Genomic DNA, 21,520 nt, shown 5'->3' on the forward strand with positions numbered 1-21,520 from the left:
CCCGCTTTGCCCCTCCTTATGGATGGGGTGCGGGTCAGCAGCCGCTGCGCCGCTCGGCGACCGCCTTGAGCGCGTCGAGCACCAGGGCCGCGGCCGGGATCCGCAGATGGTCGCGCGGCACGTACGCCGCGACCCGGCGGCGGGAGACGGGGTCCAGCGGCCGGCCGGTGACCCGGTCCAGCCGCATGAAGGACAGCGCCAGCCCGGGCATCATCGCGACCCCCAGCCCCTCCGCGACCAGCGACTGGACCACGAGGTTGTCGTCGGTGGCGAAGGCGATGTCGGGGGCGAAGCCCAGCTCGGCGCACTCGTGGAGGAAGTTGACCCGGCAGCGCATGCAGCCGGCGATCCAGCGTTCGTCGGCCAGGTCGCCGAGCCTGACCGAGCGGGACCTGGCCAGCCGGTGCCCGGCCGGCATCAGGACCATGAGCTGGTCCTCCAGCAGCGGGATCTCGACCAGGTCGTCCGGCACCGCCTCGTGCAGCCCCGGGTAGGTGAAGGCGAGGGTGATGTCGCACTCGCCGCGGGTGACCCGCTCCAGCGAGTCGGGCGGTTCGTCCCCCAGCAGCTCGACCCGTATCCCGGGGTGCTCGGCCGCGAGCAGGGCCAGCGCCTCGGGGATCAAGGTGGCGTTGGCGCTGGGGAAGGCGCACAGCCTCACCCGGCCGGTCTCCAGCCGGGTCACCGCGCCTATCTGCTCCCAGGCCACGGTGATGCTGTCGAGGATCGTCTCGGCGTGCCGCGCCAGCGCCTCACCCGCCTCGGTCAGCCGCATGCGCCGCCCGACGCGGACGAAGAGCGCGGTGCCCACCGAGCGCTCCAGGGCCTTCATCTGCTGGGTGACCGCGGGCTGGGTGTAGCCCAGCGCCACCGCAGCGGCCGAGTAGGAGCCGGCCGTGACCACGGTGTGGAAGGTCTTGATGTGCCTGGAATCGAACACCCCCGAATCATAAGGGGAACTTTGGACAACCCGGCAGACGGCCTCCTCGTGCTTCTGGGAGGGCTCCGCCGGGGGGTGTTTGCGTCCGCAATCCGGTGCGGGGTGTCCGCTGTGGGTCCACCATGTCACTACGGCCTCAACCACACCGCGAGGAGCCTTCATTGAGCGCAGCGCGCACCGCCTCGTACCGCCGGTATCTGATGTGTCCTCCCACGTACTTCCGCGTCACGTACTCCATCAACCCCTGGATGGACCCCACGAAGCCGGTCGACCCCGCGCTCGCCCTGCTCCAGTGGGAGGACCTCCGTGACCGCTACCGCTCGCTGGGGCACACCGTCGAGATCCTGCAGCCGCTGCCGGGCCTGCCGGACATGGTCTTCGCCGCCAACGGCGCCACCGTGGTCGACGGCCGGGTCTTCGGCGCCCGTTTCGCCAACGCCGAGCGGGCCGCGGAGGCGCCCGCGCACCGCGAGTGGTTCCTGAACCGCGGTTACGGAGAGGTGCACGACCCGCACCACGTCAACGAGGGCGAGGGGGACTTCGCCGTCACCGACAGCTGGCTGCTGGCCGGGAAGGGCTTCCGCAGCAGCCCGCTGTCGCACGCCGAGCTCCAGGAGTTCTTCGGCCGCCCCGTCATCGGCCTGGAGCTCACCGACCCGCACTTCTACCACCTCGACACGGCGCTGTGCGTGCTCGCCGGCGACGAGATCATGTACTACCCGGACGCCTTCTCCCCCGGCAGCCGCGCGGTGCTGCGCCGGCTCTTCCCCGACGCGCTGACCGCCACCCGCCAGGACGCCACGGCCTTCGGGCTCAACTGCGTCAGCGACGGCCTGAACGTCCTGGTCCCTTCCGGGGCCACCGGGCTGCTGCGGCGGCTGCGCGAGCGCGGCTTCGAGCCGGTGCCGGTGGACATGTCCGAACTGCACAAGGCCGGGGGCAGCGTGAAGTGCTGCACCATGGAGCTGCGCGACTGAGCGTGATACGAAAGGGCCCATGTCGCAGCTGCCCCTTCACCCCTCGTACGACGTCGTGATCGTCGGCGGCGGCCACAACGGCCTGGTCGCCGCCGCGTACCTCGCTCGCGCGGGCCGCTCCGTGCTCCTGCTGGAGCGGCTCCCGGGCACCGGCGGCGCCGCCGTCTCCACGCGGGCGTTCACCGGTCTGGACGCACGGCTGTCCCGGTACTCGTACCTGGTGAGCCTGCTGCCCCGGAAGATCGTCGACGACCTGGGGCTGCGCTTCGCCGTCCGGCGCCGCCGCATCTCCTCCTACACCCCGTACGGCGACGGCGGGCTCCTCGTCGACGCCGAGTCGCCGTCCGCGACCCGTGAGAGCTTCGTCCGGCTGACCGGCTCCGACCGCGACTTCGAGGCCTGGCAGCGCTTCTACGGCATGACGCAGCGGGTCGCCGAGCGCGTCTTCCCGACGCTGACCGCGCCGCTGCCGTCCCGGGCCGAGCTGGAGCGGACCGTGGACGACCCGGAGGCCTGGTCGGCGCTGTTCGAGCGGCCGCTGGGCGAGACCGTCGAGGCCGCCTTCGAGGACGACCTGGTGCGCGGCGTGGTGCTGACCGACGCCCTGATCGGCACCTTCACCCACGCGCACGACCCCTCCCTGCTGCAGAACCGCTGCTTCCTCTACCACGTCATCGGCGGCGGCACGGGTGACTGGGACGTGCCCGTCGGCGGCATGGGCGCCCTCACCGACGCCCTGGCGGACGCGGCCCGGGCGGCCGGGGCGGAGATCCTGACCGGCACCGAGGTCACGGCCGTCGCAACCGACGGCACGCGGGCCGAGGTGTCGTTCGAGGGCGGCAGCGTGGGCGCGGGGCACGTGCTGGTCAACGCCTCCCCGTACGCGCTGGCCGGGCTGCTGGGCGAGGCGGCCCCGCAGAAGCCCGAAGGCGCGCAGCTCAAGGTGAACATGCTGCTGCGGCGGCTGCCGCGGCTGCGCGACACCGCGGTCGACCCGCGCGACGCCTTCGCCGGCACCTTCCACATCGCCGAGTCGTACACCCAGCTGGACCGGGCCTACCGCGAGGCGGCCGAGGGCGCGGTGCCCACGGCGCCGCCGTCCGAGATCTACTGCCACTCGCTGACGGACCCGTCGATCCTCGCCCCCGACCTGGCCGCCCAAGGCGTGCACACCCTCACCCTCTTCGGGCTGCACGCCCCGGCGCGGCTCTTCGCCGACGACCCCGCGCAGGCCAAGCAGACCCTCCTCAAGGCCACCCTGGCGCAGTTGGACGCGGTGCTCGCGGAACCGCTGGCGGACTGCCTGGCGGTGGACGCGGACGGGCGGCCCTGCATCGAGGCGAAGTCCCCGCTCGACCTGGAGCGGGAGGTCGGCCTGCCCGGCGGGCACATCTTCCACCGCGACCTGGCGTTCCCCTACGCGGAGTCGGGCGGCGGCGCCTGGGGCGTGGGGACCGCGCAGGCGAACGTGCTGCTGTGCGGGGCGGGCGCGGTGCGCGGCGGCGGGGTCAGCGGCGTCCCGGGCCACAACGCGGCCATGGCGGTGCTGGGCGAGCGGTGAGCGCGCGGCGGGGTGCGGCCCTGCGCGGTGCCGCACGTCGTCGGCGGCAGGCGGTCGCCCCGCGGACCCGGGACTACTCCGGTTCCGCCGCGGGAGGCGGCCACGCGTCGCCCCAGGCGACGTCGCGGGCGGCACGGTACAGCGCGCCGTGCCGCTTGCTGACGGTGTCGCGGCGCAGGCCGTCCTCGACCGTGCACAGGTCGATGAGGACCTGTCCCTTGCGGATCTGCGGATGCCGCACCACACGGTCCGGTGAACCGTCGCCCGCCGCGGGGAAGCGGGCGGCCGCGACGTAGCTGAACTTCTCGTCCTCGTACGGCAGGGAGCCCCCCTTGACCTGCCGGTGCAGCGAGGTGCGGGCGACCCGGGCCGCGAAGTGGCACCAGTCCGGGGCCTGCACCGGGCAGGTGCCGTCGTGGGGGCAGGGGGCGAGGACGTGGAAGCCGGCCGCGATGAGCCGCTCGCGCGCCGCGAGGACCCGGGCGTAACCGTCCGGGGTGCCCGGTTCGACGACGAGCACGGCGCCGGCCGCGGCGCGCGCCGCCTCGTCGACGACCGCGTCGCGGTCGGCCTCCGTGAGCTCGCCGATGACGTACGACAGCGTGATCAGGTCCGCCTCGGGCAGCCGTGCCCCGGTGCCGAGCGGCGCCTTGTGCCAGCGCGCGTCCCGCACGGCGGCGTGCTCCGCCCCGGCGGCCAGCTCACGGCCGAGCGAGAGCGCCGCGTCCGACCAGTCGAGGACGGTGCTGGTGTGCGTCCCGTCCTCCCAGGCGTCGGCGACCGCCCAGGTCGCGGCGCCGGTCCCGCCGCCCACGTCCAGGTGGCTCGCCGGGGCCCACTCCCCCGCGCGGGCCCGGAACTCCGCCAGCGCCGCGCCGACCGCGGCGTGGGTGGCCGGCATGCGGTACGCCGCGTACGCGGCGACGTCGGAGCGGTCGCGGAGGATCGGGGTGCTGCTGGGCGTACGCCCCCGGTAGGTGGCGATCAGCCGGTCGACGGCCTGGGTGGCACGGCCGGGCGGGAGCCCGTCGAGGAGACCGGCGAGGGCGGCTTGCAGAGAGGACACAAGGGTCAAGGGTAAGGGTCGCCCGGAGCGGGCCGGCGCGGTCGCCGTCAGGGTGCACCGGCACCCGGTTCGCAGGAGGTCGCGCGGTGTTCGTGGAGATCGTGCTCACGGCCCTGCCCCTCGACCGCGACGAGGTCGAGGAGGCGCTGGAGGCCGCGTTCGAGGCCGACGGCGAGATCACGGGCGCCGGGACCGGCATGGGCAGCTGCCACCTCGACCTGAAGGTCGACGACGACGTGGACAGGGACGGCGCTCTGCGCAGGATCCACCGCACCCTCCGGGAACTCGGCGCGAGTGACCACGCCCAGGTGATCGTCCGCGACTGACACCGGCGCTAGGCTCCGCCGTCATGGCCTCGCCGGATGAGCAAGTGACGGACGCACGACGTGACTTCGGCCGCCTGTGGGGCGCCTACGCGGTGAGCGCGGCGGGAAGCGCGGTCGGCTCCGGGGCCCTGCCGCTGGTGGCCGTCCTGGCGCTGGACGTCACGACCTTCCAGGTCTCCCTCCTCGCGGCGCTGTCGGCGCTCGCGGGCGCCGCCATCACCCTCCCCCTGGGCGGCCGCGTCGAGCACCGCCGCAAACGGCCGGTCATGGTCACCGCCGATCTGCTCCGCTTCCTCGTGCTGCTCAGCGTCCCGGTCGCGGCGGCCCTCGGCGTGCTCACCTTCGCGCAGTTGTGCCTGGTGGGCATCGTCCAGGCGGCCTCGGCCATCGTGTTCGGCGCGGCGAGCACCGCGCACCTCAAGGGCCTCGTCCCGCCGGGGGACCGTCTCCGGGCGGCCTCGCGGCTGGAGACCACCGACTGGCTCAGCCTGAGCGCGGGGCCGCCGGTCGGCGGACTGCTCGTCACCGCCTTCGGGGCGACGGTCACCCTGGCCGTGGACGCGGTCTCCTTCCTGCTGTCCGCGCTGGGCGTCCGCCGGATCCGCCGCCCCGAACCGGAGCCCCCGGCCCGGGCCGGGTCGCACGGCCGCGGCCGGGACCTGGTGGCCGGCTGGACCTACGTCCTGGGGCACCGCGGACTGCGGCCGCTCTTCTGGAACGCCATGCTCTTCGGCGGGTCCATCATGATGAGCAACCCGCTGCTGGCCGTCCTGATGCTCCGCGAACTCCACTTCACCCCGTGGCAGTACGGCCTGGCGCTGGGGCTGCCGTGCCTCGGCGGTGTCCTGGGCTCCCGCCTCACCGCCCCGCTGACCGGCAGGCTCGGCCCGCACCGGGTGCTGCTGCTGTTCGGGGTGCTGCGCACCCCCTGGCTCCTGCTGCTCGCCTGGGCGCCGCCCGGTCCCCTCGGGCCCGTCGTCCTGGTCACCGCCGACACCTTCCTGCTGCTGGCCGCCGGGGTCTTCAACCCGTCGTTCATCACGTACCGCATGGCCGCCACGGACGACGGCGTCATGACCCGGGTGGTGACCGCGTGGTCGGTGAGCTCCAAGACGGCCCAGCCCCTGTCCATGCTGGCCGGCGGCGCCATCGCCGCCGTGGGGGGCGTGCGCGTGGCGATCGTCGTCGCGGGCGTGCTGTGCCTGGCCAGCGCCCTGCTCCTGCCCTGGCGTGCCCTGCCGTCCACGGCGACCGGCCCCGGCCGGGCGGACGGGCGGGAGGAGTCCGAGCCCTCGGGGAAACCCGCCACGCCCTGAACCGGGGCCCGGCAACTCGCCTGCTCGGCCGCGCGCGGACCGTGGCCCCCAGGGGTGGTCCGTGCCAGGGTGGACGCATGCTTCCCATCACCGTGCTCGGGGAGAACGGACGGCGGCACGTCCGGGTCTCCACCCACGAACTCGCCGAACTGGTGGGCGGGATCGGGGCCAGGGGCGAGCTGTTCCTGATCGTCCAGCGGATACCGGACCTTCCGGACGTCTACCTGCAGGTGTGGCACGCCGCCGCGGAGAGCTACTACCAACTGGAGCACCGCGACGGCGGGCACGACCGCCACTACCAGGCGTTCCTCGACACCCCGGAACCTGTGGTGGCCGCGATCACCGGCTGGGCCCGCGGGGAGAAGGGCTGGGACGACGGGCCGGCCTGGACCCGCCTGAAGTTCCGGGCCCCCAAACGGGTCCGTCCCCTGGACCTCGACGGCCACGAGCGGGCCCGCCTGGAGGCACGGGTCCGCGAGGTGCTGGTCGCCGGGTACGCCACGCGGGCCGAACTGGCGGAGGTCGCCGAGCAGTACCTCGTCTCCGGGCGGCGGCGACCCGTCTCCCCCGAACAGGCGCGCCACCTGGCCGACCGCATGTGGCTGGAGCGCGTGGGGGAACAGGCCCGCTGGGAGGGCGAGACCGACCCGGAACGGCTGACGAGGGCGTTCGCGGCACTGGAGGCCTCGGGCATCACGGCACGGGAGAACTTCGAAGGACCCCATCCGTCCGGTGACTCCGGGATCGGCGGGGCGGGCGCGCCGGATGCCCGCGGATTCGTCTACTTCCACCCCGAGTGCACGGCCTCGGCGGCCGCCGGACGTGGACTTCCCCTCCTTTACGGGGGTTTCGACGGCTCGTCCGGGACGGCGGCGGCGGTCGGCCGGGAAGTCGTCGCGGCGCTCACGGCGGCCGGGCTGCCGTCGCAGTGGGACGGCGACCCGGAGGGCACCGTCATGGTGATTCCTCTGGACTGGCGCAAGCGGCTGGTCGGCTAGGCCCCGCTGTGGCGCCCCCGGCCCGGCCGAGTTCCGCCCGGGCCCCGGCGGTCCTCCGGGGTTCCGCGCTGACGCGGCCAGGCAGGCGTCGTAGGCGGTCACGGCCGGAGCGCGCCCGGCCGCGGGACCTACGACCGGGGCGCAGCCATGGCCTCCCGGGCACCGGAGTGCAGGAACAGCGGTGCGGGGGACGGGAGGCGGCCGTCGTCCCCGGCCGTGCAGCGCTGCGCGATCAGGGCCGCGGCACCCGGCAGGAAGGGCTCCAGCTCACCGGCGAGTGCACGGCAGGCGTGCACGAGGGCGGCCAGCACCGCGTCCAGGCGGCGGCCGGCGGAGGCGTTGCGGTGCCGGCGTTCGGCGCGGGCCAGCTCCCAGGGCCGGGTCTCGTCGATGCAGCGGTTGGCCTCGTCGACGATCCGCCAGACGGCGGCCGTGGCACGCCGGAAGTCCACGTCGTGCAGCGCCGCCGCGACGGCGTCCGGCGTTTCCCGACATGCCGTCAGCAAGGCCTCCGTGCCCGGCTCTCCGGGCCCGCCCGCCTCCGGGACGACGCCGTCACGGAACCGGTGGACCATCGTCACCACCCGGTGCACCAGGTTGCCGAGCCCGCCGGCGAGGTCCGCGTCGGCGCGGGCGACCAGCCGTTCGCGCGTGAAGTCGGCGTCGCCGACCCGCGGCACCTCGCGCAGCAGCCACCAGCGCACCGCGTCGGTGCCGTGCTCGGCGGTCAGTTCCTCCGGGTCGACGGTGGTGCCCGCCGACTTGCTGATCTTCCGCCCCTCCACCGTCAGGTAGTCGTGGACGAGGATGTCCGTCGGCAGCGGCAGCCCCGCCGACAGCAGCATCGCGGGCCAGTACACCGCGTGGAAGCGCAGCACGCCCTTGCCCACCAGGTGCACGCGCCGCCCGTCGCCCGCCCACCACCGGCCGTACGCCGCGTCGCGCTCCCCGTCGGGGCCGCCGTAGCCGAGGCTGGTGACGTAGTTGCCGAGCGCGTCCCACCAGACGTAGATCACCTGCCCGGCGTCGCCGGGCACCGGGATGCCCCAGCCGCGGGCCCGGGTCTGGGACCGGGAGACGGAGAAGTCGCGCAGCCCGCGCGCGAGCAGGGCGAGCACCTCGTTGCGGCGCGCGGCCGGCTCGATGCGCAGCCGCCCGTCCTCGATCAGCCCGCGCAGCTCGTCGGTGTACCGGGACAGCCGGAAGAACCAGTTCTCCTCCGCGACCGTCTGCGGCTCGGTGCCGTGCTCGGCGCAGCGGCCGCCCACCAGGTCGTCCGGGGTGTAGAACTGCTCGCAGCCCACGCAGTACAGGCCCTCGTAGTGCTCGCGGTAGAGGTCGCCCGCGTCGGCGCAGCGCCGCCAGAGCCGCTCCACGCCCGCGCGGTGGCGGGGGTCGCGGCTGGTGCGGATGAAGTCGTCCAGGGAGAGCGCGAGCGGGCCGTCCAGGGCCGCGAAGGCGGCCGCGTTGCGGTCCACGAGGTCCTGGACGGGGATGCCCTCGGCCTCGGCGGCCAGCACGTTCTTCAGCGAGTTGTCGTCGGTGCCGCTGAGGAAGCGCACCGGTTCCCCGCGTCGGCGGTGGTGCCGTGCCAGCACGTCCGCCTGCACCAGTTCGAGCGCGAAGCCGAGGTGGGGGCGGGCGTTGACGTACGGGATGGTGGTGGTGACGTAGAAACGGGAAGCCTGGGGCGCGGTCATCGGAACCTCCGGGAAGGACGGTGGCGGGGCTCCGACGCGCAAAAGGATCGAGGCCCCGGTGGGGGCCTCGGAAGACGCGGACGCGTCCGGTGTCAGCGGCCCCGGGCGGGGGCCATCATCTGCCGGTGGTACGGGTTCGCGATCATGCCCCGATGCTAGCAGCCGGGGCGCCCTGTTCGCGGAACCATTTCGCGAGGAAGGCGACGCGCACGGGCCGTCCGGCGTGGGGCGGGACGGCTCCCTGAGGGGTCGTCACACCGCGGGCCCGGCCGGCCGTCCCGTCACGTGGGTGAGCAGCAGGGCGATGTCGTCGTTGCGCGGGCCGGACCGCTGGGCGTGCCCGAGGAGGCTGTCGGCCAGGGCGTCCATCGAGGCGTCCGGGCCGGCCCGGGCGAGGTGCGCCGCGAGGTCGGCGGCGGACACGTCGATGTCGACGCCCGGGGTCTCCACCAGACCGTCGGTGTACAGCGCGAGCACCGCGCCGGGCGGCAGCGCGATCTCCGTCGTCGGGTAGCAGGCGTCGGGGTCGACGCCCAGCAGCGGGCCGGGCGGCAGCGGCAGCACCTCCGTGGTGCCGTCCGGGTGCCGCAGCACCGGCGGCGGGTGTCCGGCGGTGGCCACGCAGGCGGTGTGCCGTTCCAGGTCCAGCTGGGCGTAGAGGCAGCTGGCGAGCAGGCCGGGGTCGAGGTCGACGAGCAGCCGGTTGGAGCGGGCCAGCACCTCGCTGGGGGAGGCGCCCGCGGTGGCGCGGACGGCGGTGCGGACCTCCCCCATGAGCGCGGCGGCGTTCACGTTGTGACCCTGGACGTCGCCGATCGTCACGGCGCAGGTGGTCGTGTCGAGCCGGATCACGTCGTAGAAGTCGCCGCCGATGTCGATGCCGCGGGTGGCCGGCATGTAGCGGGCGGCCACCTCCAGGCCGGGGACGTCCGGCAGGGCGCGGGGCAGCAGCCGTGCCTGCAGGCTGATGGCGAGGTTGTGCTCGGCGTCGTACAGCCGCGCCCGGTCCAGGGCTTGCGCGACCAGGCCGGCGATCGAGATGAGGACGCTGCGCTCGCCGGACGAGAAGGGGTGCGGGCGGTCGTAGGCCAGGGCCATGGAGCCGACGGGCCGGCCCGAGGTGATCAGGGGCAGGAAGGCCCAGGCGGCCTTGCGGTCCCGGACGACCGTGCCGGGGTAGATCCGCAGGAACTCGTCGACGTTGGCGAAGAAGCTCGGGACCCCGGTCTTGAGGACGCGCACGGCCGGGTTGTCGACGTCCATCGGCTGGGCGTCGACGGACTCCATGAAGTCCTCGTGGTAGCCCCGGTGCCCGATGATCCGCAGTCGTCCCTCCTCGGTGGTCAGCAGGGCCACGGCCTGCACGCCGAAGACGGACAGCATCTGCTCGACGACCAGGTCGATGACGTCCTGCGTGCCGACGGCCTCGGTGAGCGTGGCCGACATGTGCAGCAGGTGGTACAGGGCGATGGCCCGGTCCGGTGTGGGGCCCGCGGGCAGCTGCGCCGCGGGGGTGTCCGCGGCCTCGGGCGTGGGGGCGGGCGTGACGCGGAGGCTCACGCCGGTGCCGTCCGGGTAGAGCTCGAAGGTGAGCCAGCGGTCCGGTGGGCGCAGCGCCGTGGCCGAGCCGGGACGGCGGCTGATCATCGCGCTGCGGAAGCGGTCCTCGAAGACCGGGTCGTCCAGCCAGGACAACAGCTCCCAGGGCTCGGTGCCCAGGAGGTCGGGCACCTCCGCCCCGAGCAGGGCGGCGGCGGTCTCCGTGACGAAGGTGATCCGGCCGTCAAGGTCCAGGGCCAAGGAGCCCTCCGGGAGCCGTTCCACGAGGTCGGCGGCGGCCAGGGCCTCGGCCGGGCTGTGGGTGCGGGTGCGGAGCGCGGGCAGCACCCGCGGCTCGGCGGGGGGCAGCACCGGCTCGCCGTCCTCGGCGGCCCTGCGCAGGAGGCGGCCCATGCGGTCGCAGGCCCCGCGGTACGCCTCCCGGGCCCGCCGGGTGATCCGCCCAGGATGCCCGCCCGGCCACACCAGGCACAGCGCGCCCCAGATGGTGGAGCCGCTGGTGATCGGGGCCGCGGCGAGCGGGAAGTCGTACGGCAGGACCAGGGCGAGCCGGGGGTACAGCCGGGCGGTGTCCTCGTGGCCGCACAGCAGCACCATGCGTCGTTCACGCACCGCGTCGGCGATGGGGCTGGAGGCGCCGGACGCCACCCGGCCCCAGATCGTGTCGATCTTGCGCGAGACGCCGACGACCACCGTCAGCCGCAGCAGGTCCTGCTCGGGGGTCATCAGGTAGACCAGGCCCATGGAGGCGCCCGTGTCGCGCACCACCTGGCTCAGCGGGGAGTCCAGCAGCGCCGGACCGGTGTCCGCGGCGACGAGACCGGCGAGGTCCGGCGGCATGCCCTCACCGCCCCCCGTCCGGTGCCGGGTCCGGTCGCGTCCTGACCTCGGGGACCATCGACTCCTGCGCCTCCGTTCCGCCGTGGGGGCCGGCCGGCCGACGCGGCGGCCGCCCGGGATCGCCACCCCACGTCAGCTGCCAAACTACCCGATGAACCGCATGCGGCACCTTTCGGGCGGCTGCCCCCGCCGTGCCCGGCACGTCCCTGCGGCCCCACGGGGCTCACGGCACGGGGCTCAGGCCACGCCGAGCGCCTTCGCGAACCGCGTGCCCGCGGCCGCCCGGGGCACGCTGCCGTCCCGCCAGGTACGGCACGGGTGCACGGAGTTGGCGAGCAGCACCAGGAAGCCGTCGGTGGCGGGGTCGATCACCAGGCTGGTGCCGGTGAACCCGGTGTGGCCCGCCGCCCCGCGCCCCGCGAGGGCGCCCATGAACCAGGGCCGGTCCAGCTCGAAGCCGGGGTAGGGGCCGCCGCCGTCCAGCAGCGCACGGCAGAACAGGGCGAGGTCCCAGGCGGTGGAGAACAGCCCCGCGTGGCCGGCCACACCACCCATGACGTGGGCGTTCTCGTCGTGGACCGTCCCGCGGAGCGGGCCGCGGTCCAGCCGCGCCCACGGCCTGCGCTGGTCCTCGGTGGCGGCGATCCGCGGGACCCAGGAGGCGGGCGGGTTGTAGCGGGTGTCGTACATCCCGAGCGGGTCGGTCACGTCCTCCCGTACGAGGGCGTCGAGGGCCTCTCCGGTGGTCCGCTCCAGGACGTGCTGCAGTGCGATGAGGTTGAGGTCGGAGTAGATCCGCTCGGTGCCGGGCGCGACGACCGGGGCCTCCTCCCAGAGCAGCTTCGCCCGGGCCTCGGCGTCGGCGTGGTCGTGGAACGGCAGTTCGGGACGGAGTCCGGAGGTGTGGTCGAGGAGTTGTCCCACGGTGATGCGCTGCTTGCCCGCGGCGGCGAACTCCGGCACGTAGGCCGCGACCTCCCGGCCGAGTTCCAGCCGGCCCACCGCGACGACGGCGGTGAAGAGTTTGGTCAGCGAGGCCAGGTCGAAGACCGTGTCCGGCCGCATCGGGACCCATCGCTCGCGTGGCAGCTCCACTCCGCGGTCGGCGCCCTCGTCGTAGGACGCGTAGCGCACCGCCCAGCCCACGGCCTCGTGGAGTGCGACCGTCCCGCCGCGGCCCGCCAGGACCACCGCCCCCGCGCACCACGGGTGCACGGAGGGGGGCACGGGTTCGAGATATGGGGTGATGTCCTCGACGAGCAGACTCAGCTCGTCGCCGCGCAGCTGCGCCTCACGGGAGGTACCTCTCGACAGCTGCGGGGCCATGCTCCTCCAGCAACTTGCGGGCCTTCTCGATGAGGGCCGGCGTCGGCTCACGGCCGGAGGCCATGACCAGGTCCTCCGGATCGATCATGTGTTCGGACCCGGTGTGCAGACAACTGTCCGCAGTCTTCCAGGCCCACCTGCTCTCGTCGATCGGCTCGGACATCGCTGCCTCCTGACTCGGCGCGGCAATGACGGCAGGTGTCACCGTGCATCCACAGTACGCCGCCACGGTCGGCACAGCCCGGCGAAGCAGACCCAGGCCGCCAGGACGCTTCCCAGCTGTACCAGGGCCATCGGCACCGCCGTGTGCTCGCCCGCGATCCCGACGAGCGGCGAGGCGACGGCGCCCACCAGGAAGGAGGTCGTGCCGAGCAGCGCGGAGGCCGAGCCGGCGGCGTGCCGGGTGCGCATCAGCGCGAGCGCGTTGGTGTTGGGCAGGACCAGGCTCATCGCCGCCATCAGCACGAAGAGCCCCGCGGCCACCGGCACCAGCCCCACCGGCCCGAGCCACCCCGCGGTCAGCGCCAGCAGCACGGCCGCGGCCACCGTGATCACCGCCAGCCCCACCCCGGTGACCTTGTCCATGCTGACCCGCCCGACCAGGATCTTGCCGTTGACCTGGCCCAGCGCCACCAGGCCGACGGAGTTGAGGCCGAAGAGCAGGCTGTAGGTCTGCGGCGAGGCGCCGTAGATCTCCTGGACGACGAACGAGGACGCCGAGACGTAGGCGAACAGCGCGGCGAAGGTGAAGCCGCCGGTGAGCATGTAGCCGGTGAAGGCCCGGTCGGCCAGCAGCCCGCGCATCGCCCCCAGCGTGGCGCCGAACCCGCCGCCGTGCCGGTCCGCGGGACGCAGCGTCTCGGGCAGGCAGCGCCACACCACGAGGGTGAGCAGCACGCCCACCACGGTCAGCACGACGAAGACCCCGCGCCAGTCGGTGATCCGCAGCACCTGCCCGCCGATGAGCGGCGCGACGATCGGCGCGACCCCGGAGATCAGCATCAGGGTGGAGAAGAAGCGCGCCATCGCGACACCGTCGTACAGGTCACGGACGATCGCGCGGGCGATCACGATGCCCGCCGCGCCGGTGAGGCCCTGCAGCAGCCGGAAGCCGATCAGCAGTTCCGTGGTGGGCGCGAAGGCGCAGACGGCGGTGGCGAGGACGTAGAGCGCCATTCCGGCCAGCAGCGGGCGGCGGCGCCCCCAGCGGTCGCTCATGGGGCCGACGACCATCTGCCCGAGGGCGAGGCCGAGCAGGCACGCGGTGAGCGTGAGCTGCACCGTGACCGCCGGGCTGCGCAGGTCCTCGGTGACCTGCGGCAGGGCCGGCAGGTACATGTCCATGGAGAGCGCGGGGAGCGCGCTGAGCGCGCCGAGCAGGAACGTCACCATCAGGCTGGTGCGAGCTCCTGGGACGTCTCCGGCGCGTCGTACCGGGATGGACGGCCCCGGTGTGGATATCTGGTCGGGCGGGGTCGCGCCGGCTTCCGGCATGGGTCTCTCTCCGTGGTGTGTGAATCGTTCTCTATGCTCTCAGCAATCACGAGGTGGTCGAGGCCAGGTGGGGGCAGATTCATGACGGAATCGGTCGGTTCCGGTAGGAAAGTGCGCTGGGGCATCCTGGCCACCGGCGGCATCGCAGCGTCCTTCGCCGAGGACCTGCGGGAGATGAAGGACGACGCGGAGATCGTGGCGGTCGGCTCGCGCAGCCTCGCCTCCGCGCGCGCCTTCGCGGACCGCTTCGACATCCCGCGCGCGTACGGCAGCTGGACCGAACTCGCCGACGACGACGGCGTCGACGTGGTGTACGTCGCCACCCCGCACTCGGCGCACCGCGTCGCGGCCGGGCTGTGCCTGCGGGCCGGACGGTCGGTGCTGTGCGAGAAGCCGTTCACCGTCAACGCGGTCGAGGCGCGCGAGCTGGCCGACCTCGCCAAAGCCCGCGGGCTCTTCCTGATGGAGGCCATGTGGACCTACTGCAACCCCGTGGTGCGGCGGCTGACCGCACTGGTCGCGGACGGGGCGGTCGGCGAGGTCCGCAGTGTGCACGCGGACTTCGGCCTCGCCGGTCCCTTCGAGCCCGGCCACCGGCTGCTCGACCCGGCCCTCGGCGGCGGCGCCCTGCTGGACCTGGGCGTCTACCCGGTGTCCTTCGCCCACCTGCTGCTCGGTGAGCCCGACGAGGTCCAGGCCTGGGCCCACCTGACCGAGCACGGCGTGGACGACAACACCGGCATGCTGCTCGGGTACGACAGCGGCGCCATGGCGGTCCTCAGCTGCTCCCTCACCGCCGACACCGCCCAGACCGCGGTGGTCACCGGCTCCGCGGGACGGATCGAGGTTCCGGCCGGCTTCTTCCACCCGGACCGCTTCGTGCTGCACCGCGAGGGCCGCGAGCCGGAGGAGTTCGGCGCCCCGGACGACGGACTGCGCGGGCTGCAGCACGAGGCGGCCGAGGTCATGCGTTGCCTGCGCGCGGGCGAACGGGAGTCCCCGCTCGTACCGCTGGAGGGCAGCCTCGCCGTCATGCGGACGCTCGACACGGTCCGGGACCGCATCGGCGTCCGCTACCCCGGTGAGGACTGAGCCCCTCAGGTCTCCCGCAGACCGGGGTCCCCGGCCTCGGTCACGAAGGACGCCGCGGTGGTCAGGTCGGCGCCCGGGGTGGTCACGGAGTCGACGGTCTTGAAGTCGGCCCGCGCCTCCTCGGCGTCCAGCCGGACGGTCACGTAGCCGCGGCGCCCGTCGTAGAACCGCAGGTGCGGGTTGGCGGCCAGGAGCGACGACCAGTTGGACGGGCGCGGGGAGCCGTTGCGGCCGCTGCTGATCGAGCTGGTGACCAGCTCTGTGCCGACGGTGCGCGAGGTGGGGTCGTCCCAGTCGGCCTTGATGTCCATCGCGTAGTGGACGTGCACGTCGCCGGTGAGCACCAGCAGGTTCTCGATGCCGGCGGCTCCCGCCCCGGCCAGCACGCGGTCCCGGGAGGCCGGGTAGCCGTCCCAGGCGTCCATGCTGAGCGGGGAGGCGGCGGCGGCGTTCCTCCGCCGGGAGAACACCACCTGCTGCGGGATCACGTTCCAGACGGCGTGCGAGCGGGCGAAGCCGTCCAGCAGCCAGCGCTCCTGGGTCGCCCCGGTCATCGTGCGCGCCGGGTCCTGCGACTGCGGCCCGGGGTCGTGCCAGCGGCCCCGGTACGCCTGGTCGGTGCGGTACTGGCGGGTGTCGAGGATGTCGAACTGCGCGAGCCGTCCGTAGTGGAAGCGGCGGTAGAGCGTCATGTCCGGGCCCCGGGGGAACTGCGGGAGGCGCAGCGGCTGGTTCTCCCAGTAGGCCCGGTAGGCGGCGGCGCGGCGGACCAGGAACGCGTCGGCGGAGCCGCCGTGCTCGTCGCTGCCGCCCGCGTAGTTGTTCTCGGTCTCGTGGTCGTCCCAGGTCACGAACCAGGGGAAGGCGGCGTGCGCGGCCTGCAGGTCGGGGTCGGACTTGTAGAGGGCGTAGCGCAGGCGGTAGTCCTCCAGCGTCACCGTCTCCTTGGCGAACCACTCCGGCAGGGTGCGGTCGGTGAGGGCGCGGGCGCCGCCGGTGGCGCTGACGGCGTACTCGTAGAGGTAGTCGCCCAGGTGGAAGACGGCGTCGACGTCCTCGTTCGCGAGGTGACCGAACGCGGTGAAGTACCCGTCGTGGTAGGCCTGGCAGCTCACCGCGGCCAGCCGCATCTCGTACGGGAGGGCGCCCGGCGCGGGGGCGGTGCGGGTACGGCCCGGGGGGCTGATCCAGGGGCCCGCGCGGAAGCGGTAGTAGTACACCCGGTCCGGCTGGAGGCCCTGGACGTCGACGTGCACGGTGTGGCCGAACTCCGGGTGCGCCAGGGCGGTACCGCGGCGGACGACCCGCGCGAACCGGTCGTCCCGCGCGATCTCCCACCGGACGGGCACGCGGGCCTCGGGCAGTCCGTCGCCCGGCGCCGGCTCGTACGGGCGCGGTGCGAGCCGGGTCCACAGCACCACGCCCGAAGGCGTGGGGTCGCCCGACGCGACACCCAGCGTGAACGGGTCCCCGGCCAGCGTCCCGGGCGGCGCCTCGGCCGCCTGCGCGGCACCGGCGACGGGCAGGTTCGTGCTGAACGCGAGGGCCGCGGCGGCCCCCGTGACGGTCAGGAAGCGGCGGCGGTCGAGCAGCGCCGCCGCGGCGCGCAGCGTGCGGTCATGGCGGCTGCGGGCCTGCGGGTGCGTCACGTGTCCCTCCCTGGCCGTGGGTTGCGTGGCCCCGGTCGCGCACACGGACTCCCGGAACCCCCCGTTCGGCCCACGGTGCCCCTGTCTCGTTGTTGACGCTGCGTCAGCTCCGCGACCCGGAACGGCCACCCTAACCGGGACATCTCGCCCCCGCGACGCGAAGCCCCCCGTCCGGGAAGCTCCCGGACGGCAGAGGGTGTGCGGCCGGTGGCGCCCCGCCCCCGCCCCGGCAGCCCGTCAAGATCACCCCGACCGGGGACACGGCACGCGCAGGTCGCACCCCCGCCAACGGGGTGACGGCCCGTCAAGGCCTGCGGCTGTCACGAACCGGGCGCACGCCCGCCGCTACGGCCCCCTGTCACACCCGGACCCCGGCCCTCGCACCGCCACCGCCGCCCCGCCTCGCGCCGGCAACACCACCCACCGGCCCGCACGCCGCAAAGTGTCCGCGCTCGGCTTGACCGGCCGTCATGAGGGCATCCACCAGGACACCACGTGGGCGCACCCCCGCCGATACGGCCCCCCGCCACACCCGGACCCCGGCCGCACGCCACCACCGCCCCGCCTCGCGCCGGGAAGGAATGGGCAGGCGGGAAGCACACCACCCACCGGCCCGCACGCCGCGAGGCGCTCGCGCCCGCGCCCCCGCCCGCGCGGGCCTGCCTCTACGCGGCCCCGTGGGCCGGGGCGATGGCTTCGATGCGTTGGGCCAGACCGAAGTCCCGCTCCGTGAGCCGGCCGCCCGCCGCGTGCGTGGTGACGGAGACGGCGACCGTCTGGTAACCCAGCGTCAGGTCGCTGTGGTGGTTCAGCTCGTCCTGGATCTGCGCGATGTGCATCACGAAGACCGCCGCCGGGATGTGCGGCAGCCGGTACGTGCGCAGCAGGCTCGCGCCGTCCTCGGAGAGGGACCAGCCGGGCAGCTCGGCGAGGCGGTCCTCGATCTCCTTGTGCGACAGGGGGTCGGCGTAGGGTGACATGGTTTCATCGTGGCACCGCATACCCTGCGGAGCCATGACTGAGATCGCGGGAAATGGAACGGGCACCGCGCACCGGGTCGCGGTGGTCACCGGGGCCGGGTCGGGCATCGGGCGGGCGGTGGCACGCGAACTGGCGGCCTCGGGCTGGGCCGTGGCCCTGGCCGGCCGGCGGGAGGAGGCGCTGCGCGGGACCGCCGACGGGCTGCCGGACGCGGCGGTGGCGGTCATCCCGACGGACGTCACCCGCCCGGAGGCGGTGGACGCGCTGTTCGCCGCCGCGGGCGACCGCTTCGGCCGGGTCGACCTGCTGTTCAACAACGCGGGGATGGGGGCGCCCGCCGTGCCGGTGGACGAGCTGACGTACGACCAGTGGCGTGCCGTCGTCGACGTCAACCTCACCGGCGCGTTCCTGTGCGCGCAGGCCGCCTTCCGGACGATGCGCGCGCAGCGGCCGCAGGGCGGCCGGATCATCAACAACGGGTCGATCTCCGCGCACGCGCCGCGGCCGCTGAGCGTGGCGTACACGGCGACCAAGCACGCCGTCACCGGGCTGACGAAGTCCCTGTCGCTGGACGGCCGTCCGTACCGGATCGCCTGCGGGCAGATCGACATCGGCAACGCGGCCACGGAGATGACGGAGCGGATGGCGGCCGGCACCCTGCAGGCGGACGGGCGGCTGATGACCGAGCCCCGGATGGACGTCGCCGACGTGGCCCGCACCGTCGCGCACATGGCCGCGCTGCCGCTGGAGTCGAACGTGCAGTTCGCGACGGTGATGGCGACGACGATGCCGTACATCGGCCGCGGCTGACGCCGCAGCGGGGGCCACAGCCACCCGCGGCCGAATTCGACCACTTCACCCACGGAAATGGTCAAGTCCGAAATACGTCCCATAGGACTGCTTGCGTCGCGTTACGTTGCGGCATGCTCTCCAAGCACCACCGCGACGTATGGTCAGAAACGCCCGCAGACGATGCCGGGTCCGAGGCCGGGCCCCCCGAGCCGGAGACCGAGCTGATAGCGCTGCCCGGCCCCGTGTTCGTCGATTCCAGCGGGAGACGGGCCCGTGCAGTACGCAGGGCCGGCTGGCTGGTCGGCGCGGCATGCTCCGTCTACACGGCGGCGCTGGCACTCAGCCTCTCCGGCGCGACGCCGATCGCGCCGAAGACGCTGCTGCCGCTGCCGGGGGTGCCGAGCACAGCGCCGGACGACGCGGGCTCCTCGGGGACGGGGGAACTCGACGTACCGGCCGACCAGGCCGCAGCACCCCCGGTGACGGCGGGCTTCCTCCGGGCGGGGGCGGCGGCCGCGCCGTCCCCGTCCGGGACGGCCGGCTCCCCGTCCTCCCCCAGCCCCAGCGCCTCCCCGACCAAGCGCCCGGCCAAGGGCGGCGCCGCCGCCACCCCGCGGGCGACGGCGGGCAGCCCGACCACCGGAGCGACCCCGACCACCGGGGCGACGGCGACCGAACCGGCGCCGTCCGGCTCCCCGTCGGGGCAGCCCAGCGGTTCCGCCTCCCCCGCCCCGGGCGCCTCCGACGGCCCCGTCGACCAGCAGCCGCAGGGCGGCCAGTGACCGCCCTGCGCCCCCGCCTCGTCATACCCCTGCTCGCCCTCGTGGTGCTCGTCTGCGTCCTGCTGCTCGGCGGCTACGTACGCGGCGACTTCGAGGCCGACCACCGGGTCCACCCGCCGGTCTCGGCGGACAAGGTGCCGGAGGCGGTGCTGGAGGGCGGCCCGGTCGTCGACACCACCGGTGACAGGCCCCGCTCGTACCGCACCCCGGACCGCACCATCGCCCTCACCTTCGACGACGGACCCGACCCGGTCTGGACGCCGGAGGTGCTGGACGTGCTCAAGCGGCAGCACGTGCGCGCCACCTTCTTCGTGACCGGCGGCATGGCCGCCCGGCACCCCGCGCTGATCCGGCGGATGGTCGCCGAGGGCCACGAGATCGGCGTGCACACCTTCTCCCACCCCGACCTGGTGTACCAGTCGCCGGGGCGGATCGACCGGGAGCTGTCCCAGACCCAGCTGGCGCTCGCGGGGGCCGCCGGCATCCACGCCTCCCTCTTCCGCCCGCCGTACTCCTCGACCGCCGACGCGCTGGACGACCTGTCCTGGCCGGTCGTCCAGCGGGTCGGCAAGCAGGGCTACGTGGCCGCCTTCATCGACCGCGACGCCGAGGACTGGCGACGGCCCGGTGTGCAGGCGATCGTCGACGCCTCCGTGCCGGCGAAGCCGGGCGAAGGCGCGATCGTGCTCATGCACGACGCCGGCGGCGACCGCTCGCAGACCGTGGCGGCGCTGGACCGGCTGGTCCCGCTACTCAAGGAGCGCGGCTACCGCTTCGCCACGGTCGGCGAGGCGGTCGGCGCCACGTCCACCAACGACAAGGTCAGCGGCTCGGAGCTGTGGAAGGGACGGGTCTTCGTCGCCGCGGTGGAGGTCTCCGAGGCAGCGGTGCCGGCGCTCGCCGTCCTCCTCGCCGGGGTGGGCCTGCTGGTGCTGGCCCGGTTCGCCGCGATGCTGGTGCTGGCGCGCCGGCACGCGCGGCAGCGCCGGGCGCCCGGTTTCCGCTGGGGGCCGGCGGTCACCGAACCGGTGAGCGTCATCGTCCCCGCGTACAACGAGAAGGAGTGCATCACCCACACGGTGAACTCCCTCGCCACGAGCGACCATCCCGTGGAGATCGTGGTCGTGGACGACGGCTCGACCGACGGCACCGCCGACATCGTCGAGGCCCTGGACCTGCCCGGCGTCACCCTCGTGCGGCAGCCCAACAGCGGCAAGCCCGCGGCGCTCAACAACGGTGTGGCGCACGCCCGGCACGACCTGATCGTGATGATGGACGGCGACACGGTCTTCGAGCCGGCCACCGTCCGCGAACTGGTGCAGCCCTTCGGCGACCCGCGGGTCGGCGCGGTCGCGGGCAACGCCAAGGTCGGCAACCGCACCCGGATGATCGGGCGCTGGCAGCACATCGAGTACGTGATGGGCTTCAACCTCGACCGGCGCATGTACGACCTGCTGCGCTGCATGCCCACCATCCCCGGCGCGTGCGGCGCCTTCCGGCGGGACGCGCTGCGCGACGTCGGCGGCATGAGCGACGAGACCCTCGCCGAGGACACGGACGTCACGATGGCGCTGCACCGGGCCGGCTGGCACGTGGTGTACGCCGAGCGTGCCCGCGCCTGGACCGAGGCGCCGTCCTCGGTACGGCAGTTGTGGAAGCAGCGGTACCGCTGGAGCTACGGCACCATGCAGGCGATGTGGAAGCACCGCGGCGCCGTGCTGGACCGCGGGCACTCCGGCCGCTTCGGCCGGGTCGGGCTGCCGCTCGTCGTCCTCTTCCAGGTGCTCGCCCCGCTGCTGGCCCCGCTCATCGACGTGTTCGCGATCTACGGGCTGGTCTTCATGGACCCGTTTCGCACCGCGCTCGCGTGGGCGGGCGTGCTCGCCGTGCAGGCCGCGTGCGCGGCGTACGCCTTCCGGCTGGACGGCGAACCGCTGCGGGACCTGTGGCCGCTGCCCCTCCAGCAGGTGCTGTACCGGCAGTTGATGTACCTCGTGCTGCTGCAGTCCTGCGTGACGGCCGTCAACGGCGGCCGGCTGGGCTGGCACAAGCTGCGGCGCACCGGCGAGGTCGGCGCGCCCACCGTCGGCAGCGGCACCGCCGGCCGCGTCTGAACACCC

18 protein-coding genes are annotated in these 21,520 nt (G+C 74.1%); 9 read left to right on the forward strand and 9 right to left on the reverse strand.

The window, feature by feature from the left end:
- Window positions 1-34: 34 nt before the first annotated feature.
- On the reverse strand, window positions 35-940 hold the full coding sequence (locus tag ACFYYN_RS09475; RefSeq protein ID WP_500358034.1) for a LysR family transcriptional regulator: 906 nt from the start codon (window positions 938-940) through the stop codon (window positions 35-37).
- Window positions 941-1,101: 161 nt separating this feature from the next.
- Here ACFYYN_RS09475 and ddaH point away from each other — a divergent pair, with 161 nt between their 5' ends.
- Window positions 1,102-1,917: a dimethylargininase gene (ddaH, locus tag ACFYYN_RS09480; protein ID WP_500322231.1), complete on the forward strand. Its 816-nt coding sequence runs from the start codon at window positions 1,102-1,104 to the stop codon at window positions 1,915-1,917.
- A gap of 19 nt (window positions 1,918-1,936) precedes the next feature.
- Window positions 1,937-3,478 carry a phytoene desaturase family protein gene (locus ACFYYN_RS09485; RefSeq protein ID WP_500545302.1) on the forward strand — a complete coding sequence of 514 codons (1,542 nt, stop codon included), beginning with the start codon at window positions 1,937-1,939 and terminating at the stop codon, window positions 3,476-3,478.
- A gap of 73 nt (window positions 3,479-3,551) precedes the next feature.
- Here ACFYYN_RS09485 and ACFYYN_RS09490 read toward each other — a convergent pair whose 3' ends face one another.
- The gene (locus tag ACFYYN_RS09490; RefSeq protein WP_500545303.1) at window positions 3,552-4,544 is read right to left on the reverse strand and encodes a small ribosomal subunit Rsm22 family protein; all 993 of its coding nucleotides are present in this window, start codon (window positions 4,542-4,544) and stop codon (window positions 3,552-3,554) included.
- An 86-nt stretch (window positions 4,545-4,630) separates the two neighbouring features.
- Here ACFYYN_RS09490 and ACFYYN_RS09495 point away from each other — a divergent pair, with 86 nt between their 5' ends.
- From ACFYYN_RS09495 to ACFYYN_RS09505, 3 genes are all read left to right on the forward strand, one after another.
- Window positions 4,631-4,870, forward strand: coding sequence for a hypothetical protein (locus ACFYYN_RS09495; protein WP_500545304.1), 240 nt, complete (start codon window positions 4,631-4,633; stop codon window positions 4,868-4,870).
- 44 nt (window positions 4,871-4,914) lie between these two features.
- Window positions 4,915-6,186, forward strand: a complete 1,272-nt coding sequence (locus ACFYYN_RS09500) for an MFS transporter (protein WP_500545305.1) — start codon at window positions 4,915-4,917, stop codon at window positions 6,184-6,186.
- A gap of 77 nt (window positions 6,187-6,263) precedes the next feature.
- Window positions 6,264-7,184, forward strand: coding sequence for a DUF6891 domain-containing protein (locus ACFYYN_RS09505; protein ID WP_500545306.1), 921 nt, complete (start codon window positions 6,264-6,266; stop codon window positions 7,182-7,184).
- A 128-nt stretch (window positions 7,185-7,312) separates the two neighbouring features.
- On the opposite strand, the gene ACFYYN_RS09510 is transcribed toward ACFYYN_RS09505, so the two are convergent.
- The 5 genes from ACFYYN_RS09510 to ACFYYN_RS09530 all read right to left on the reverse strand — a co-directional run bounded on the left by ACFYYN_RS09510 (window position 7,313) and on the right by ACFYYN_RS09530 (window position 14,104).
- On the reverse strand, window positions 7,313-8,884 hold the full coding sequence (locus ACFYYN_RS09510) for a methionine--tRNA ligase (protein ID WP_500545307.1): 1,572 nt from the start codon (window positions 8,882-8,884) through the stop codon (window positions 7,313-7,315).
- A 252-nt stretch (window positions 8,885-9,136) separates the two neighbouring features.
- Window positions 9,137-11,284, reverse strand: a complete 2,148-nt coding sequence (locus ACFYYN_RS09515; protein ID WP_500545308.1) for a SpoIIE family protein phosphatase — start codon at window positions 11,282-11,284, stop codon at window positions 9,137-9,139.
- 237 nt (window positions 11,285-11,521) lie between these two features.
- On the reverse strand, window positions 11,522-12,610 hold the full coding sequence (locus ACFYYN_RS09520) for a serine hydrolase domain-containing protein (protein ID WP_500545309.1): 1,089 nt from the start codon (window positions 12,608-12,610) through the stop codon (window positions 11,522-11,524).
- Window positions 12,576-12,773: a hypothetical protein gene (locus ACFYYN_RS09525; RefSeq protein WP_499511571.1), complete on the reverse strand. Its 198-nt coding sequence runs from the start codon at window positions 12,771-12,773 to the stop codon at window positions 12,576-12,578. Before ACFYYN_RS09525 ends, ACFYYN_RS09520 begins: the two co-directional genes overlap by 35 nt.
- Window positions 12,774-12,811: 38 nt before the next feature.
- Window positions 12,812-14,104 (reverse strand): multidrug effflux MFS transporter, encoded by a 1,293-nt coding sequence (locus tag ACFYYN_RS09530; RefSeq protein WP_500545310.1) that lies wholly within the window; start codon window positions 14,102-14,104, stop codon window positions 12,812-12,814.
- Between the two features lie 81 nt (window positions 14,105-14,185).
- Here ACFYYN_RS09530 and ACFYYN_RS09535 point away from each other — a divergent pair, with 81 nt between their 5' ends.
- Window positions 14,186-15,196, forward strand: a complete 1,011-nt coding sequence (locus ACFYYN_RS09535) for a Gfo/Idh/MocA family protein (protein WP_500545311.1) — start codon at window positions 14,186-14,188, stop codon at window positions 15,194-15,196.
- A gap of 5 nt (window positions 15,197-15,201) precedes the next feature.
- On the opposite strand, the gene ACFYYN_RS09540 is transcribed toward ACFYYN_RS09535, so the two are convergent.
- Window positions 15,202-16,845, reverse strand: a complete 1,644-nt coding sequence (locus ACFYYN_RS09540; RefSeq protein WP_500545312.1) for an alkaline phosphatase D family protein — start codon at window positions 16,843-16,845, stop codon at window positions 15,202-15,204.
- A 665-nt stretch (window positions 16,846-17,510) separates the two neighbouring features.
- Complete coding sequence (locus ACFYYN_RS09545; RefSeq protein WP_500545313.1) at window positions 17,511-17,825, reverse strand: 4a-hydroxytetrahydrobiopterin dehydratase; 315 nt, start codon at window positions 17,823-17,825, stop codon at window positions 17,511-17,513.
- A 34-nt stretch (window positions 17,826-17,859) separates the two neighbouring features.
- On the opposite strand from ACFYYN_RS09545, the gene ACFYYN_RS09550 reads away from it, so the two are divergent.
- The 3 genes from ACFYYN_RS09550 (at window position 17,860) to ACFYYN_RS09560 (ending at window position 21,514) form a co-directional block, all read left to right on the forward strand.
- Window positions 17,860-18,636, forward strand: coding sequence for an SDR family oxidoreductase (locus tag ACFYYN_RS09550; protein WP_500545314.1), 777 nt, complete (start codon window positions 17,860-17,862; stop codon window positions 18,634-18,636).
- A 113-nt stretch (window positions 18,637-18,749) separates the two neighbouring features.
- Window positions 18,750-19,400 carry a hypothetical protein gene (locus ACFYYN_RS09555; protein WP_500545315.1) on the forward strand — a complete coding sequence of 217 codons (651 nt, stop codon included), beginning with the start codon at window positions 18,750-18,752 and terminating at the stop codon, window positions 19,398-19,400.
- A complete protein-coding gene (locus tag ACFYYN_RS09560; RefSeq protein ID WP_500545316.1) occupies window positions 19,397-21,514 on the forward strand; it encodes a bifunctional polysaccharide deacetylase/glycosyltransferase family 2 protein in 2,118 nt (705 codons plus the stop codon). The genes ACFYYN_RS09555 and ACFYYN_RS09560 overlap by 4 nt, the downstream gene beginning before the upstream one ends.
- The last annotated feature ends 6 nt before the right edge of the window (window positions 21,515-21,520 follow it).

The sequence above is a fragment of the Streptomyces sp. NPDC001902 genome, assembly GCF_042891295.1.
GTDB lineage: Bacteria > Actinomycetota > Actinomycetes > Streptomycetales > Streptomycetaceae > Actinacidiphila.